General features: G+C 73.9%; 15 protein-coding genes. 8 read left to right on the top strand and 7 right to left on the bottom strand.

Annotation, left to right across the window (positions count from 1 at the left end):
- Positions 1-214: 214 nt before the first annotated feature.
- From OC439_RS17585 to OC439_RS17575, 3 genes are read left to right on the top strand one after another with little or no spacing between them, the layout of a single operon-like run.
- Positions 215-1321 (top strand): AAA family ATPase, encoded by a 1107-nt coding sequence (locus OC439_RS17585; RefSeq protein WP_262014369.1) that lies wholly within the window; start codon positions 215-217, stop codon positions 1319-1321.
- Positions 1300-2256 carry a DUF58 domain-containing protein gene (locus tag OC439_RS17580; RefSeq protein WP_262014368.1) on the top strand — a complete coding sequence of 319 codons (957 nt, stop codon included), beginning with the start codon at positions 1300-1302 and terminating at the stop codon, positions 2254-2256. The genes OC439_RS17585 and OC439_RS17580 overlap by 22 nt, the downstream gene beginning before the upstream one ends.
- On the top strand, positions 2253-3203 hold the full coding sequence (locus OC439_RS17575; protein ID WP_013287373.1) for a VWA domain-containing protein: 951 nt from the start codon (positions 2253-2255) through the stop codon (positions 3201-3203). The genes OC439_RS17580 and OC439_RS17575 overlap by 4 nt, the downstream gene beginning before the upstream one ends.
- Positions 3204-3488: 285 nt before the next feature.
- Here OC439_RS17575 and OC439_RS17570 read toward each other — a convergent pair whose 3' ends face one another.
- The 4 genes from OC439_RS17570 to OC439_RS17555 form a co-directional block, all read right to left on the bottom strand.
- Complete coding sequence (locus OC439_RS17570; RefSeq protein WP_262014367.1) at positions 3489-4679, bottom strand: acyltransferase; 1191 nt, start codon at positions 4677-4679, stop codon at positions 3489-3491.
- Positions 4676-5563 (bottom strand): alpha/beta hydrolase family protein, encoded by an 888-nt coding sequence (locus tag OC439_RS17565; protein ID WP_262014366.1) that lies wholly within the window; start codon positions 5561-5563, stop codon positions 4676-4678. The genes OC439_RS17570 and OC439_RS17565 overlap by 4 nt, the downstream gene beginning before the upstream one ends.
- Before the next feature lie 98 nt (positions 5564-5661).
- A complete protein-coding gene (locus OC439_RS17560; protein ID WP_262014365.1) occupies positions 5662-6324 on the bottom strand; it encodes a response regulator in 663 nt (220 codons plus the stop codon).
- Complete coding sequence (locus tag OC439_RS17555; RefSeq protein ID WP_262014364.1) at positions 6321-7550, bottom strand: sensor histidine kinase; 1230 nt, start codon at positions 7548-7550, stop codon at positions 6321-6323. The genes OC439_RS17560 and OC439_RS17555 overlap by 4 nt, the downstream gene beginning before the upstream one ends.
- Before the next feature lie 155 nt (positions 7551-7705).
- On the opposite strand from OC439_RS17555, the gene fabG reads away from it, so the two are divergent.
- From fabG to OC439_RS17535, 4 genes are all read left to right on the top strand, one after another.
- Positions 7706-8410, top strand: coding sequence for a beta-ketoacyl-ACP reductase (gene fabG / locus OC439_RS17550; protein ID WP_135241112.1), 705 nt, complete (start codon positions 7706-7708; stop codon positions 8408-8410).
- Positions 8411-8433: 23 nt separating this feature from the next.
- The gene (fabI, locus tag OC439_RS17545; RefSeq protein ID WP_135241111.1) at positions 8434-9201 is read left to right on the top strand and encodes an enoyl-ACP reductase FabI; all 768 of its coding nucleotides are present in this window, start codon (positions 8434-8436) and stop codon (positions 9199-9201) included.
- Between the two features lie 135 nt (positions 9202-9336).
- Entirely contained in the window at positions 9337-10368 is a 1032-nt protein-coding gene (locus tag OC439_RS17540) for a ferrochelatase (RefSeq protein WP_262014363.1), read from the top strand.
- 33 nt (positions 10369-10401) lie between these two features.
- Positions 10402-11181: an HAD-IIA family hydrolase gene (locus OC439_RS17535; RefSeq protein ID WP_262014362.1), complete on the top strand. Its 780-nt coding sequence runs from the start codon at positions 10402-10404 to the stop codon at positions 11179-11181.
- 218 nt (positions 11182-11399) lie between these two features.
- On the opposite strand, the gene OC439_RS17525 is transcribed toward OC439_RS17535, so the two are convergent.
- Both OC439_RS17525 and OC439_RS17520 read right to left on the bottom strand, forming a co-directional pair.
- Positions 11400-11855: a GNAT family N-acetyltransferase gene (locus OC439_RS17525; protein ID WP_262014361.1), complete on the bottom strand. Its 456-nt coding sequence runs from the start codon at positions 11853-11855 to the stop codon at positions 11400-11402.
- 138 nt (positions 11856-11993) lie between these two features.
- The gene (locus OC439_RS17520) at positions 11994-12788 is read right to left on the bottom strand and encodes a hypothetical protein (protein WP_135241109.1); all 795 of its coding nucleotides are present in this window, start codon (positions 12786-12788) and stop codon (positions 11994-11996) included.
- Between the two features lie 161 nt (positions 12789-12949).
- Here OC439_RS17520 and OC439_RS17515 point away from each other — a divergent pair, with 161 nt between their 5' ends.
- Positions 12950-13762, top strand: a complete 813-nt coding sequence (locus OC439_RS17515; protein ID WP_262014360.1) for a DUF3097 domain-containing protein — start codon at positions 12950-12952, stop codon at positions 13760-13762.
- Positions 13763-14139: 377 nt separating this feature from the next.
- Here the strand turns inward: OC439_RS17515 and OC439_RS17510 are convergent, their stop codons facing one another.
- On the bottom strand, positions 14140-15450 hold the full coding sequence (locus OC439_RS17510; protein ID WP_262014359.1) for a serine hydrolase domain-containing protein: 1311 nt from the start codon (positions 15448-15450) through the stop codon (positions 14140-14142).
- Between the last annotated feature and the right edge of the window lie 65 nt (positions 15451-15515).

The following is a 15515-nucleotide window of genomic DNA, read 5'->3' as shown; positions in this document are numbered from 1 at the left end:
CGGGCGGCCACGGGGGGAGCCGCCCGGCGACGGGGTGAATCGTACACACGGCGGACCCCTTGTTGTCCACCCGTGTTCAGCGTTTCCCGCGCGCCGGGACGGCGTGGCCGGACGGCGCGGCGAAAATCGTGCCTCTCCCACCCTCGGCTCTCAGCGAGGCATGACAGTCTTGATACGCACCACGCCGCGACGACGACCCTGCTGTGGAGGACCGGTGGCCCAGCCGACCACACCCGACGTGCCGAACCCGACCGAGGCGGCGCCGGACGCGCCGCCCCCGGCGGGCACCACCCCGGCCCAGGACGCCACGCTGCTGGAGCGGGCGCTGTTCGAGACCAAGCGGGTGATCGTCGGCCAGGACCGGATGGTCGAGCGGATGTTCGTCGCGCTGCTGGCCCGTGGGCACTGCCTGCTGGAGGGCGTGCCGGGCGTGGCCAAGACGCTCGCCGTGGAGACCCTGGCGCGGGTCGTCGGCGGCTCGTTCGCCCGGGTCCAGTTCACCCCCGACCTGGTGCCCGCCGACATCATGGGCACCCGGATCTACCGGCAGTCCAGCGAGAAGTTCGACGTCGAGCTGGGCCCGGTCTTCGTCAACTTCCTGCTCGCCGACGAGATCAACCGCGCGCCCGCCAAGGTGCAGTCGGCGCTGCTGGAGGTGATGAGCGAGCGGCAGGTCTCCATCGGCGGCGAGAGCCACCGGGTGCCCGACCCGTTCCTGGTCATGGCCACCCAGAACCCGATCGAGCAGGAGGGCGTCTACCCGCTGCCGGAGGCGCAGCGGGACCGGTTCCTCATGAAGATCGTCGTGGGCTACCCGACGGACGCCGAGGAGCGCGAGATCGTCTACCGGATGGGCGTCGCACCGCCCGAGCCGGCCCGGGTGTTCGACACCCCGGACCTGGTCGCCCTTCAGCACAAGGCCGACCAGGTGTTCGTGCACAACGCGCTCGTCGACTACGCGGTCCGGCTGGTGCTCGCCACCCGGGCGCCGGCCGAGCACGGCATGCCCGACGTGGCCCAGCTCATCCAGTACGGCGCCAGCCCGCGCGCCTCGCTCGGCCTGGTCCGGGCCACCCGCGCGCTGGCGCTGCTGCGCGGCCGGGACTACGCGTTGCCGCAGGACGTGCAGGACATCGCGCCGGACATCCTGCGTCACCGGCTGGTGCTCAGCTACGACGCGCTCGCCGACGACGTACCGGCCGACCACATCGTGCACCGGGTGATGTCGACCATCCCGCTGCCCGCCGTCGCGCCCCGCCAGCAGGCCACACCGCCGCCACCGTCCGTCCCGCACAACGGATGGCCCGGGCAGCGGCCGTGAGCTCGCCCACCCCGCTGAGCGCCGCCGGCGACCGCTCGGGGGCCGTGCTGGCCCGGCTCCAGCTCATGGTCACCCGCAAGCTGGACGGGCTGCTCCAGGGCGACTACGCCGGGCTGCTGCCCGGACCGGGCAGCGAGGCGGGGGAGTCCCGGGAGTACCGGCCCGGCGACGACGTGCGCCGGATGGACTGGCCGGTCACTGCCCGCACCACCATGCCGCACGTCCGGCGTACGGTGGCCGACCGCGAACTGGAGACGTGGCTGGCCGTCGACATGTCGGCCAGCCTGGACTTCGGCACCGGGCGGTGGCTCAAGCGGGACGTGGCGGTCGCCGCGGTCGCCGCGCTGGCCCACCTGACCGTGCGGGGCGGCAACCGGATCGGCGCGGTCGTCGGCACCGGCGGGGCCGGCGGGCCGGGGACGATGCTGCGGCTGCCCGCCCGTTCCGGCCGCAAGGAGGCCCAGGGGCTGCTGCGGGCGGTGGCGGGCGCCGAGATCCGGCCCGGCCGCAGCGACCTGGGCGCGCTCGTCGAACTGCTCAACCGGCCGCCCCGGCGGCGCGGCGTCGCGGTGGTGATCTCCGACTTCCTCGCGCCGCCGCAGCAGTGGGGCCGGCCGCTGCGTAAGCTGCGGGTCCGCCACGACGTGCTGGCCGTCGAGGTGGTCGATCCGCGGGAACTGGAACTGCCCGACGTGGGGGTGCTGCCGGTGGTCGACCCGGAGAGCGGGGAACTGCACGAGGTGCAGACCGCCGACCCGGGCCTGCGCCGCCGGTACGCCGAGGCGGCGGCCGCCCAGCGCGGTGCGATCGCCGCCGAGCTGCGCGCCGCGGGCGCGGCCCACCTGCGCCTGCGTACCGACCGAGACTGGCTGCTGGACATGGTGCGTTTCGTCGCCGCGCAGCGGCACGCCCGCACCCGAGGGACGACTCGATGATCCGTTTTCTGCAACCGTGGTGGCTGCTCGCCGTGCTGCCGGTGCTCGCCCTCGCCGCCGCGTACGTCTGGCGGCAACTGCACCGCCGGCAGTACGCGCTGCGGTTCACAAACGTCGACCTGTTGCGTACCGTCGCGCCCAAGGGACTGGGCTGGCGGCGGCACGTCGCGGCGACCGCGTTCCTGCTCTGCCTGCTGGTGCTGGCGACCGGGCTGGCCCGCCCGGCGATCGACACCCGCGAGCCGCTGGAGCGGGCCACCGTGATGCTCGCCATCGACGTGTCGTTGTCGATGCAGGCCGACGACGTGTCGCCGAACCGCCTGGAGGCGGCCCAGGAGGCGGCCAAGCAGTTCGTCGGCGAGCTGCCGGAGAGCTACAACCTGGGGCTCGTCTCGTTCGCCAAGTCGGCGAACGTGCTGGTGCCGCCGACGAAGGACCGGGCGGCTGTCACCACCGCGATCGACGGGCTGGTGCTGGCCGAGGCGACAGCCACCGGCGAGGCGGTGTTCACCTGCCTGGAGGCGATCCGTTCGGTGCCGGCCGACGGCGCCGCCGGTATCCCGCCGGCCCGGATCGTGCTGCTGTCCGACGGCTACCGCACGTCGGGCCGCTCGGTCGAGGAGGCCGCCGCGGCGGCGCAGGCGGCGAACGTGCCGGTGTCCACCATCGCGTTCGGCACCGACTCCGGGCAGGTCGACATCGGCGGGCAGCTCCAGCGGGTGCCGGTGGACCGCACCGCGCTGTCCCAGCTCGCGGAGACCACGCAGGGCTTCTTCTACGAGGCCGCGTCGGCCAGCGAACTGAAGCAGGTCTACCAGGACATGGGCAGCTCGATCGGCTACCGGACCGAGCCGCGCGAGATCACCCAGTGGTACGCGGGGATCGCGCTGCTGCTGGCGCTGTGCGCGGGCGGGCTGAGTCTGCTCTGGACGTCCCGGCTCGTGTGAGCCGGAACCGGCCGGCGGTGGTCAGTGACCGCCGCCGGCCAGCACGAACAGGACGGCCACCCAGACGGCGGCGAGGGTGAAGCCCAGCGGGGCGACGTAACGGCTCATGGGTGTGCTCCGTGGCGACGGTCGGCCCGGTGCGGGCCGTGGGGGGCGGGGCGTACGCGCACGAAGTCGTGACCGGGTGCTCCGCCGCGCGGCAGGCCACACCCCGGCGTGCTCGCCGGGAAGCGGATGCGGTGCGGAGGGCGGGAAGCGGGTCAGCCGCGTCGACCGAGCCGTGGCTCAGCGGGGCTGACGATGGGCCCGGCCACGACTGGGAGGATCGCTATCTCGCACAGCGATCACCTCCTGAAGTCGGCGGGGCCCGGATGCGGGCGCAGACCGGCCCGCAGACGCGATCATCGTACACCGGTGCGCGGGTGCCGCGCGCTCGGGCCGCGCGTCCGGGCCGGACCGGAGCCCGGTCGCCACCGCCAGCACCAGAGCGAGCAATGGCAGCCAGCAGACGCGTGCCACCACCCAGCCGGGTCCGGCCGGCGCGGTGTGCAGGCCGGGCAGGAGCGCCACGTGGGCGAGCAGAGCGGTCACCCCGACCAGGATCGGCTGGTGCCACAGGTAGATCCGGACCGCCCGCTGGTTGACCGTACGCACCGCACGGGCCGGTCCGGGCCGGTCCAGCAGCCGGGCCAGCGCCGGGCGGACCAGCAACGCCACCCCGATCTGCGCCACCGCCAGGGCGACGGCGAACAGCGACGGCGGGTGCAGGTTGGACATCGCCGCGCCGGGCACCCCCACCGCGCTCACCGGGTAGCCGGCCTCGATCAACGCGGCGAGCCCTGCCGCGCCGGTGACCGCCAGCGCCGCTCCGGCACGTCGGCCGGCCAGCCGGCCGTCGGCGTGGGCCATGCCGAGCATCCACGGCACCGACCAGGCCGCCAGCACCGCCACCGGCAGCCGGCCGGGCAGCGCGTCGCCTGCGAGATCCAGGGCGGCCACCACGGCCACCGCTGCCCCGGCGCAGCGCAGCGGACCCCATCGGCGTACGGCGGAGCGCAGCGGACCGGCCAGGCCGTGGAACGCCAGCAGCGGCAGCAGGAACCACAGCGGGCTGATCGCGAGCGTGAGCGCCACCGAGAGGGTGGCGTCCGGGATGCCCAGCACGATCGCGGTGAGCAGCAGGCCGGCGCCCACCCCGAGCAGGGCCAGGGCCGGGAGCAGCAGCCGGGCGAACCGGTGGGCCGGTCCGTGCCGCCCCGAGGCCCGCGCGGCCGCGAAGCCCGCGGTGAAGAAGAACAGGCCGAGGGTCTGCAACACCCAGGTGGCCGGTGCCAGGGCGGGCATCGTGGCCAGCGGGCTCGCCGTGCCGAGCGTGCCGTCCGGCGCGACCACGAGCGCGGTGACCAGCCAGTGTCCCACCACGACCCCGCCGATGGCGAAGCCGCGCAGCGCGTCGACGACCGGATCGCGGCTCATCCGGCCACCCCCGGATCGCCGGCGAGCACCACCGACGCCACCGCCCGTACCGTGCTGCTCGCCTCGACGAGATAGTCGTCGTGCCCCGCGACACCGTCGGTGGGCAGCGGCCGGGCGCCGAACGCCGGGTCACCGGGCCGCACGCCGTGCCCCAGCCCGGGCAGGCGCACCGCCGGCACTCGGTGGATCCAGTCGCCCGGCGCCTCCGCCGCCCACACTCGGACCCCGCTCAGGGCGGTGGCCCGGTCCGCGCCGAGTCCCACCCCGCCGAGCGCCACCACGTCGGTGACGTTCGACGGCGCCTTGCGGGCGGCGAGCCCGGCCAGCACGGCGCCGTAGCTGTGCCCGACCAGGGTCACCCGGGCGTCCGGCCGGCGGTCGGCCAGCATCCGTAGCTGAGCCGCGAGAGCGACGGCGCCACGTCGTGCGGGCGCCGTACCGGCGGCCGCGACCACCCCGTCGGGCGGCAGGTAGCCGAGCCAGACCAGCACGGCGATCCGGGCTGTGGGCGCGGCGGCCCGCAACTCCTGGTACAGCGCGCGACCCTGCCGGCTCGGCGCCCGCCGGGCCACGCCGCCCAGTCCTCTGTCGAAGTCGGAGAGCCGGGTGCCCGCCCCGGGCACCAGCACCACGATCCGCTCGGCGGTGGCCAGGTCGCCGAGCACCTCGACGGCAAGACCGCCGCCCGGGTCGAAGGACAGGAACCGTCGTCCGTCGGCGACCCATCCGGCGTACGGCGGTCCGGCCTCGCGCATCCGTGCCGCCGAGACCGGGTACGCCTCGACGTACCCCGGCGCGGCGGTCGCCACGGGCTGGTCCGGCACCAGCAGCCCGAGGCCGAGCAGCGTGGTCACCGCCAGCCGGCCGGGTCGTTTCCAGCTCATCGATGTCTCCCCTCGACGTGGTCTGAGGAGGAGAGTGCGGCGTCGGCCACCGAGCGGTCGTCACTCCACGGAGCCGCTTCCGGCGTCCCACCCAGGTGCTACTCGCCGGCGGCCACCAACCCGGTCTCGTACGCGACGACGACGGCCTGTGCCCGGTCACGCAGCCGAAGCTTGGCCAGGATCCGCCCGACGTGCGTCTTGACGGTCTGCTCGGCGACGACCAGGTCGGCGGCGATCTCCGCGTTCGACCGGCCCCGGGCGATCAGGCGGAGCACGTCCACCTCCCGGGGGGTCAGCCCGGCCAGGTCGGTGGGGCGCGGCCCGCGACGGTCGGGGCGGGACGCGAAGTCGGCGATGAGGCGGCGGGTCACCGCCGGGGCGAGGAGCGCATCGCCGGCCGCCACCACCCGGACCCCGTGCACCAGGTCCGCGGCCGGGGCGTCCTTGAGCAGGAATCCGCTCGCGCCCGCACGCAGCGCCTCGTAGACGTAGTCGTCGAGGTCGAAGGTGGTCAGGATGAGCACTCGGGGCCGGTCGGCGCGGGCGCCGCCGAGCAGTTGCCGGGTGGCGGCGAGGCCGTCGAGCACGGGCATCCGCACGTCCATGAGCACCACGTCCGGGTCGAGTCGGCGAGCCTCGGTCACGGCCGCCGCACCGTCGGCGGCGTCGCCGACCACGAGCAGGTCCGGCTGGGCGGACAGCAGCGCCCCGAAGCCCTGCCGGACCATCGCCTGGTCGTCGGCGATCAGCACCCGGATCATGCGTCCCCACTCTCCTCGTCGTACGGCAGCCGCGCGTCGACGGCGTACCCGCCGTCGTCGAGTGGCCCGGCGGTGAAGGTGCCGCCGAGCGCCCGGGCCCGTTCCCGCATCCCGACGACGCCGTGCCCGCTGCCCCGCTCGCCGGTCGGAGGAGGCGCCGAGCCGGCGGTGTTGACGACCCGTACCGCGAGGGCGTCGCCGTCCGCGCGGACCGTGACCCAGACCTCGCCGCCGGGTGCGTGCCGGGCGGCGTTCGCCAGTCCCTCCTGCACGATCCGATACGCGGCCAGCCCGACCGGGGCCGGAACCGCGGCGCGCGGCGGATCCGCCTCCAGCCGGACCGGGAGGCCGGCGCGGCGCGCTCCGTCGACCATGGTGCCGAGGTCGGCGAGCCCGGGCTTCGGCGCGGTCTCCGGGCCGGTGAAATCGTTACGCAGCACGCCGAGCAGCCGGCGCATGTCGGTCAGTGCTTCGCGGGCGGCGCCGGCGATCGCGACGAATTCCTGCCGGGCCGGCTCCCGTACGTCGGCGAGCCGGTAGGGCGCGGTCTCGGCCTGCACCGCGATCATCGACATGTGGTGGGCGACCACGTCGTGCATCTCCCGGGCGATCCGGGTGCGCTCCTCCAGCACCGCCCGGCGCTCGGTTTCCCGCTCGCTGAGCGCGGTCTGCGTGGCCAGGGCCCGGCGCGAGGTCCGGTTGCCGCGAACCAGGTCGCCGAGGACCAGCAGGGTCAGCAGCAGGGCGAGGATGCCGATGCGGTTGTCCCGGTCGACCTGCGCGAGCACCGGCACCGAGGTGATCAGACCCACCCAGAGCAGCACCGGCCGGTCGACGCGCGCGGCCACCACGGCCAGCACCAGCAGCGAGCCGAGCACCAGCACCGGGTTCCACGGCCAAGGCGCGCCGGCCGGGGCGTTGAAGGTGCAGACGCAGAGCGCGACGACGGTGAGCCGCCAGGACAGCAGCGGGCGTCGGGGCAGGGCGAGCAGCGGCGCCACGGTCAGCGCCGCGAAGCCGATGGTGACCGGTGCGGGAAGACCGCGCTCGTTCTCGCTGGCGAGGGTGGCGGCGAAGAGCCCGACCACGGCGAGCAGACCGATCGGACCGAGGTACGGCGCAAGGGCCGGCCAGCGCGGCGACGACGGCCGGGAAGGCGGGGCGTCCGCGTCCCACACGGCGCGGCGCAGGCCCTGCCAGGCGACTCGGGCCGGGTGCTTCTCCACCAGGAGCAGCGTACGGACCGGCGATGCCGACGTCGTCCCACCACGGGGCCAGATGCCTCGTCATACCGGGGAGTGACCTGCGCGGGTTAGCGCTTACCTGTCGGTAACCCCTAGGCTCCGACCGACCGAGAGATCACTGGAGCAGAGGGGGATCCGTGGCCCGAACCGTGCTGGTGACCGGCGGGAACCGGGGGATCGGCCTGGCCATCGCGCAGGCGTTCGCCAAGCAGGGCGACCGGGTGGCCGTCACCTATCGCAGCGGCGAGGCTCCGGACGGCCTGTTCGGCGTGCGGTGTGACGTGACCGACGCCGAGTCGGTCGACGCCGCGTTCACCACGATCGAGGCCGAACTCGGCCCGGTGGAGGTGCTCGTCGCCAACGCCGGCATCACCGACGACACGCTGATCATGCGGATGTCCGAGGAGCAGTTCGCCCGCGTCCTCGACACCAACCTGACCGGCTCGTTCCGGGTCGCCAAGCGGGCCTCGACGAAGATGCTCCGCGGCCGCTGGGGGCGGATGATCTTCATTTCCTCGGTGGTCGGTCTCTCCGGCGGTGCGGGCCAGGTCAACTACGCGGCCAGCAAGGCCGGCCTGGTCGGCGTGGCCCGCTCGATCACCCGCGAGCTGGGCGCCCGCAACATCACCGCGAACGTGGTGGCGCCCGGCTTCATCGACACCGACATGACCGCCGGCCTGCCCGAGGAGCGCAAGGCGGAGATCCGCAAGTCGATCCCGGCCGGCCGGATGGCCACCCCGGACGAGGTCGCCGGTGTCGTCACCTGGCTCGCCTCGGACGCGGCCGGATACGTCACCGGCGCCGTCATCCCGGTCGACGGCGGCCTCGGCATGGGTCACTGAGCAGAGCACGGAGGAGACACGCAATGTCCGGACTTCTCGCCGGTAAGCGGCTGCTTGTCACCGGCGTCATCACCGACGCGTCGATCGCCTTCTCGGTGGCGAAGCTCGCCCAGGAGAACGGCGCCCAGGTCGTGCTCACCGGCTACGGCCGGCTCTCCCTGGTGGAGCGGATCGCCAAGCGGCTGCCCGAGCCGGCACCCGTGATCGAACTGGACGTCACGAACGAGGAGCACCTGGCCGGGCTCGCCGACAAGGTGCGCGAGCACGTCGACGGCCTGGACGGCGTCGTGCACTCGATCGGGTTCGCCCCGCAGAGCTGCCTCGGCGGCGGATTCCTCGACGCCCCCTGGGCGGACGTGGCCACCGCGCTCCAGGTCTCCACCTACTCGTACAAGTCCCTCGCCATGGCCGCGCTGCCGCTGATGTCCGCCGGCGGCGCCGTGGTGGGCCTCACGTTCGACGCCACCAAGGCGTGGCCGGTCTACGACTGGATGGGCGTGGCCAAGGCCGGGCTGGAGTCCGCCTCCCGCTACCTGGCGCTGCACCTGGGCAAGCAGGGCATCCGCAGCAACCTGGTCGCGGCCGGCCCGCTGCGCACCATCGCGGCCAAGTCCATCCCCGGCTTCGACCAGTTCGAGGACGCCTGGACCGAGCGGGCCCCGCTGGGCTGGAGCCTGACCGACCAGGAGCCCGCCGCGCGGGCCTGCCTGGCGCTGCTGTCCGACTGGTTCCCGGCCACCACCGGCGAGATCGTCCACGTCGACGGCGGCTACCACGCCATCGGCGCCTGAAATGTAAGGAAGGGCCCCTTCTTAACGCCTCGTGCAGCGGAAGGGGCCCTTCTTGACACGCTGCGGCCCGGGTGGTCACCACACCGACCAGGGGGCGTCGCCACGCCGTGACGGCGGGCGAGGAAGAATGGCCCCATGGCGTACGACGCGTTGGTGCTGGTCTCCTTCGGCGGCCCGGAGCGGCCCGAGGACGTTCTCCCGTTCCTGCAGAACGTGACCCGGGGGCGGGGGGTGCCGCCCGAGCGGCTGGCCGAGGTCGCCGAGCACTACCTGCACTTCGGCGGGGTGTCGCCGATCAACCAGCAGTGCCGTGACCTGCTCGCGGCGATCCGCGAGGACTTCGCCGCCAACGGCGTCGACCTGCCGGTCTACTGGGGCAACCGCAACTGGGATCCGATGCTCGCCGACACCGTCGCCCGGATGCGCGACGACGGGATCACCCGGGCGCTGGCGTTCGTCACCAGCGCGTACGGCGGCTACTCCTCCTGCCGGCAGTACCAGGAGGACATCGCCTCGGCCCGTGCCGCGGTCGGCCCGGACGCCCCGCTGATCGAGAAGCTGCGCCAGTTCTGGGACCACCCCGGCTTCATCGAGCCGCACGCCGACGCGGTCCGCGCCGCGCTGGCCCAGCTCGACCCGGCGAAGCGGGACACCACCCGGCTGGTCTTCACCGCGCACTCCGTCCCGATGTCCGCGGCGGCCACCGCCGGCCCGCACGGCGGCCGCTACACCGCGCAGCTCGAGGAGGTCGCCCGGCTGGTGCACGCCGCGGCCGCGCCCGACCTGGAGTACGACCTGGTCTGGCAGAGCCGGTCCGGGCCGCCGCAGGTGCCGTGGCTGGAGCCGGACGTCAACGACCACCTGGCGACGCTGCCCGAGCAGGGCGTGACGAGCGTGGTGGTCAGCCCCATCGGTTTCGTCTCCGACCACCTGGAGGTGGTGTGGGACCTGGACACCGAGGCGCTGGAGACGGCCAAGCAGCTCGGCCTGGACTTCGTCCGCGCCGGCACCCCGGGGGTCGACCCCCGGTTCGTGGCGATGGTCCGCGAGCTGGTTCTGGAACGCACCGCCCCGGACGGCGAGCGGCTGCGCCGCCGACTCGGCGAGCTGCCGGCCTGGGACACCTGCCCGGCGCTGTGCTGCGTACCCCCGGCCCGCCGGCCCTGAGCCCGACCCGACGACACCCCTGGGGACGACACGATGCTTGACCGCAAGCCGGTGCAGAGCTGGCTCACCGACATGGACGGCGTGCTGGTGCACGAGGGGCAGCCGGTGCCCGGCGCCCCGGAGTTCGTCAAGAAGCTGCGTACCTCCGGCAAGCCGTTCCTGGTGCTGACGAACAACTCCATCTACACGCCCCGCGACCTCCAGGCGCGGCTGGCCCGGATGGGGCTGGACGTGCCGGAGGAGGCGATCTGGTCCTCGGCGCTGGCCACCGCCCAGTTCCTGGCCGACCAGCGGCCGGGCGGCACCGCGTACGTCATCGGTGAGGCCGGCCTGACCACGGCGCTGCACGCGGTGGGGTACGTCCTCAGTGACTTCGCCCCGGACTACGTGGTGCTGGGGGAGACGCGCACCTACAGCTTCGAGGCGATAACCAAGGCGATCCGGCTGATCAACGACGGCGCCCGGTTCATCTGCACCAACCCCGACGCCACCGGCCCGTCGATGGAGGGCGCGCTGCCGGCGGCCGGCTCGGTGGCGGCGATGATCTCGAAGGCGACAGGTGTCGACCCGTACTTCGTCGGCAAGCCCAACCCGATGATGATGCGCTCGGCGCTGAACACCATCGACGCGCACTCCGAGTCGACCGCGATGATCGGCGACCGGATGGACACCGACATCCTGTGCGGCCTGGAGGCCGGACTGGAGACGATCCTGGTGCTCACCGGCATCAGCAGCCGGACCGAGGCCGAGCGGTACCCGTACCGTCCGTCGCGGATCGTCGACTCGGTGGCCGACCTGATCGACGAGGTCTGAGCCGCGGCGTCCGTCCGGTTCCGGTGCCGCGAGGGCCAGGCGGCGGGCGGCCACCGAAGTTCGACAAGACCGACTACCGCGAGCGGCATGCGGTCGAATGCGGCGTCAACCGGCTCAAGCGCCATCGTGCGGTCGCCACGAGATACGACAAGCGTGCCGTACGCTACGAGGCGGCCGTGCCGGTCCTCAACGAACGGCTGTGACCAGGGGCACTACCCTCAGGTTGCCGCCGCATAACACCGGACGGCGACCTTCTGCTCCGGGCTCCACCGCTGTTCGACTGTGGCCAGCAGCTGCCAGCCGAGCCTCTCGTACAGAGCCGCCGCCGCAGTGTCAGAAGCCACCACGTCGAGCACGGGATGCAAACCGCGATGCTGTGCTTCTTCGACAGCCTGCGCCATCAGCAGCGCACCGATCCCGTGGCCGCGGGCCGACGGAGCGACGAACAACCGGTTGACCACGGCAGTCGCGTCGATACTCACACCTGCCCGAGCGCCCCACAGCCCAGGTGCCGCGTCTCCCGCGTCGCTTCGGGACAAGCCGATATGACCGACCATGCGGCCACCCAGTTCCGCCACCCAGGAGGCGATGAGCGATGGCGGCGTGAGCCATGCGGCCGGGAAATCGGGCCAGTTCACCGGATAACCGTCGCGCTCATGAACCTCTGCCAGCACCCGCACACAATCACTGAGGTCGCGATCAGACCGCTGTCGGACAGTCGGGGGTACGTCCGCGCCGGACACGTTCTCGCTCCTCACTGCGGCATGGGAACACAGCCCGCGGCCCGTGGCCAGCGACTTTCACACCAGACCCTAGAGTCGCAGCGGCGCGTTGCAGGCGGCCACCAGGGCCTGCCGGCACGCGGTGGTGAGCGGCCGCAGGGCCGCGTCCCGCTGCTGCGCCTCGTAGGTGTTCACCGCGCCGCCGGGCGCGCTCTCCCCGGCCAGCGCGAGCACCCGATCCAGTACGGCGGCGCGGGCGAACAGGCGGCGGGCGCGCGGGTCGAAGCCGGGCGGCAGGTCGGTGGCGCCGTCCGGCCGGCGCAGCGCGGCGAGCGCCCCGGCGAGTTCGGGCCGCCACTGTGCGACGTCCAGCCGGGTCAGCGTGGCGGTGGTCTCGGCCAGCACGGCGGCGAGTTCCGCCTCCGCCTCCGCCGCGCCGGGCGTGGTGAGGGACGCCTTCGGCGCGTCCGCCGGTAGCGGATGCACCCGCCAGAGCACCGTCTCCCAGGTCATCCCCGAGCCGGACGTGTGCGTACGGACCTCGGGCACCAGCCCCATCCCGCTCGCCACCACCGCCTCGCCCGCCACCAGCGCCGCCCCGGCGAACGCGCCCGGACCGGGCAGGCCGCGCGGGTCACCGGGCGCGGGCAGCACCAGGCGGATGTCGTCTGGTGAATGCTTGGCGAGGCTGGGCAGCGCCTCCCGCAGCGACACGTCGGTCCAGGTGCCGGGGGCGTCGGCGACGAGGTGCTCCTCGTCGCCGGCGACGGCGTCGGCCACCTCGTCGAAGGGCACCAGACCGGCTCGCCAGGCACGCACCCAGGCGACGAACCGGCTCGACCGGCGCGGAGCCAGCGTGGCCGCGCCCGTTGCGGGGGAGGACATGCGGAAAGGGTACGTGCTCCGCGCCGCTGCTGTCTCGGCTGCCGCTCCGGCGGCGCGACCTGGCCCCAACTACCCCCTTCGCACCGTTTCGTGCCGACGGATGACGGCCCGGTCGGCGCGTCGGCGAGCGACACGCCGGGGCGCTGGTTAGCGTCAGCGGCATGGCGGGGCGATACGACGGGGACGTGCTGGCCGGTGACTGGCGACGACGGAAGGTCACCCCCGAGGTCGACGCCGAACCCGACCTGGTGGTCGAGGACGCCGACTCCGGGTTCTGCGGCGCCGTGGTCGGCTTCGACTCCGGCGCGGTCGTGCTGGAGGACCGGCACGGACGGCGGCGCAACTTCCCGCTGCTGCCCGCCGCGTTCCTGCTCGACGGCAGGCCGGTCACGCTGCGACGCCCGGCCCGCGCACCGGTGCCCGCCGCGCGCCGCCGTACCGCGTCCGGGTCGATCGCTGTGGACGGCGTACGGGCGCAGGTCGCCAAGGCCAGCCGGATCTGGGTCGAGGGCGTGCACGACGCCGCGCTGGTCGAGCGGATCTGGGGCGACGACCTGCGCATCGAGGGCGTGGTGGTGGAACCGCTGGACGGCATCGACGCGCTCGCCGACGAGGTACGCGCGTTCGCGCCCGGCCCGGGTCGCCGGCTCGGTGTGCTCGTCGACCACCTCGTACCCGGCTCGAAGGAGAGCCGCATCGTGGCCCGGGTGAACTCGCCGCACGTGCTGGTGACCGGGCACCCGTACGTCGACGTGTGGCAGGCGGTACGCCCGGCGGCGCTCGGCATCGCGGCGTGGCCCGTGGTTCCTCCGGGGCAGCCCTGGAAGGAGGGCGTCTGCGCGGCGCTCGGGGTGGGTGAGCCGGCGGACATGTGGCGGCACATCCTGTCCCGGGTGGACAGCTTCGCCGACGTGGAGACGCCGTTGATCAACGCGATGGAGCGCCTGATCGACTTCGTCACCGAGCCTGGGTGACCGGTTGCGGTTAGGGCTGCTCGGCTTGCGGCCTGGAGTGGTTGCGGTTGGGGCCGGGGGCGACCGTGCCCGGCTCCGGGCGGTCAGGCTTGATCCCTGCGCCGGTCACGGTCGCCCCCGGCCCCGCCGTGCGCCGACCCCGTCCGCCCCGAACCCCTCGTCCCCGTCCCCCATCCCCCGGTCTCGGGCGCCCCTCGCGTAGTTGACCAAGGAGTTTGTGGGCGTATCGGAGATCAACGCCGACACAAACTCCTTGATCACCGGGGTGAGTGGTGCGGGTGTGCGTCGATCATGGAGTTGTGGTCCCCGCGGATCGGGCATAGCGGGGCGAAATAGGGGCCACAAGTGCAAGATCGGCGGGGGCGGGGGCGGGACCCTCAGGGGAGTTCGTCGGGGGTGCGGGTCAGGAGGAAGGTGGCTATGTCCAGGGCTACCGGGGTGCCGGAACCGTCGCGGATCACCGTCAGGATCTCGCCGTCCTGGGAGCCGGAGCGGCCCCGCCACCGGTCCGGGCTCTCCGGCGTGAAGCGGAGCAGCGGCCTGCCCACCTGACCGCCGACCAGGTCACCGGCGGCGTCGACGCGGAACTCGTATTCGCCGCCCATCCACCACCAGCGGCCGGTCAGCGCGGCCACGTCGGCGGCGGGCGGGTCGGCCGGGCGCCAGGGCGCGGGCGCGGCCGGTTCGGCGTCCAGCACCAGCGTGAGCGCCTCACGGCCGAGCGCGCCGATGTGGTGGCCGCGCAGCCCGTACGCGTTGGCGAAGTTGACCACGGCGGTGCGTGTCGGCCGGTGCACGGCGAGGCCGGCGACGTACCCGGGCATGGAGCCGCCGTGCCCGACGTACACCCGGTCGCCGACCCGGTAGAGCTCGATGCCGAGGCCGTGCCCGCCGGTCCACGCGTCCAGGTCGTTGATGACCACGGGGGCGCACATCTCGGTGAGCGTGGCGGGGGAGAGCAGCGCCGGGTCCGGGTCGGCCAGGAACGCCGCCCAGCGGCCCAGGTCCTCGACAGTCGACCAGAGCTGTCCGGCCGGGGCCATCGCCCCGGTGTCGGTACGCGGCTCCTCCCGCAGCGTCTCGTGCCAGGGGTGGACGACGTAGCCGTGGGCGTACGGCTCGGCCGGGTGGTACGTGGTGCGGCGCATGCCCAGCGGCGTCAGCAGCCGCTCGGTCAGCAGCTCCGCCCACGGCGTGCCGGTGATCCGTTCCAGGACGGCGCCGAGCAGCCCGTACGCCAGGTTCGAGTAGTGGTAGACGAAGTGCGGCGGATAGGCGATCTTGCCCGGTGTCAGCCCGGCCAGCAGCGTGTCCAGGTCCATGCCCTCGGCGCGTTCCCACCAGTCGCCGTCCGGCTCGCGTTGCAGGCCGCCGACGTGGCCGAGCAGTTGGCGCACGGTCACCGCGCCGACCGGGGTGCCGGGCAGGTGGGCGTCGAGCGGGTCGTCGAGCGCCAGCCGCCCGGCGTCGCGCTGCTGCATCACCAGCACCGCGGTCATGGTCTTGGTGATCGAGCCGACCCGGTACTGCAGGTCGCCGTCCGGGCGGGGCGTCTCACCGGCGACCGCCAGGTGCGCCAGCCGGCCGTCGCGGACCACGCCGAGGGCGAGCGAGGGACCCCGCCCCTCGGCCTGGGCCCGGGCGACCAGCAGGTCCACCTGACGCGCGGTCTCGGGCAGCAGGGGCATGTCGTCCTCCTCGTCGGCCGGCGGCGCGGTACGCCGTGCCGAGCCTAGCGATCATGACAGTTCGA

The sequence above is a fragment of the Micromonospora sp. Mcm103 genome (genome assembly GCF_024519755.1).
Classification (GTDB): domain Bacteria; phylum Actinomycetota; class Actinomycetes; order Mycobacteriales; family Micromonosporaceae; genus Micromonospora; species Micromonospora aurantiaca.
The sequence above is the reverse complement of the archived record's forward strand: the minus strand, read 5'-3'. Positions and strand labels throughout refer to the sequence as shown.

What these genes read in the sequence shown, in the direction of transcription:
- OC439_RS17580 (WP_262014368.1), top strand. Translation starts at nt 1,300, where the DNA reads ATGGCCCGGGCAGCGGCCGTGAGCTCGCCCACCCCGCTGAGCGCCGCC.
- OC439_RS17575 (WP_013287373.1), top strand. Translation starts at nt 2,253, where the DNA reads ATGATCCGTTTTCTGCAACCGTGGTGGCTGCTCGCCGTGCTGCCGGTG.
- OC439_RS17570 (WP_262014367.1), bottom strand. Translation starts at nt 4,679, where the DNA reads ATGAGCCGCGATCCGGTCGTCGACGCGCTGCGCGGCTTCGCCATCGGC.
- OC439_RS17565 (WP_262014366.1), bottom strand. Translation starts at nt 5,563, where the DNA reads ATGAGCTGGAAACGACCCGGCCGGCTGGCGGTGACCACGCTGCTCGGC.
- OC439_RS17560 (WP_262014365.1), bottom strand. Translation starts at nt 6,324, where the DNA reads ATGATCCGGGTGCTGATCGCCGACGACCAGGCGATGGTCCGGCAGGGC.
- fabI (WP_135241111.1), top strand. Translation starts at nt 8,434, where the DNA reads ATGTCCGGACTTCTCGCCGGTAAGCGGCTGCTTGTCACCGGCGTCATC.
- OC439_RS17540 (WP_262014363.1), top strand. Translation starts at nt 9,337, where the DNA reads ATGGCGTACGACGCGTTGGTGCTGGTCTCCTTCGGCGGCCCGGAGCGG.
- OC439_RS17535 (WP_262014362.1), top strand. Translation starts at nt 10,402, where the DNA reads ATGCTTGACCGCAAGCCGGTGCAGAGCTGGCTCACCGACATGGACGGC.
- OC439_RS17520 (WP_135241109.1), bottom strand. Translation starts at nt 12,788, where the DNA reads ATGTCCTCCCCCGCAACGGGCGCGGCCACGCTGGCTCCGCGCCGGTCG.
- OC439_RS17515 (WP_262014360.1), top strand. Translation starts at nt 12,950, where the DNA reads ATGGCGGGGCGATACGACGGGGACGTGCTGGCCGGTGACTGGCGACGA.
- OC439_RS17510 (WP_262014359.1), bottom strand. Translation starts at nt 15,450, where the DNA reads ATGCCCCTGCTGCCCGAGACCGCGCGTCAGGTGGACCTGCTGGTCGCC.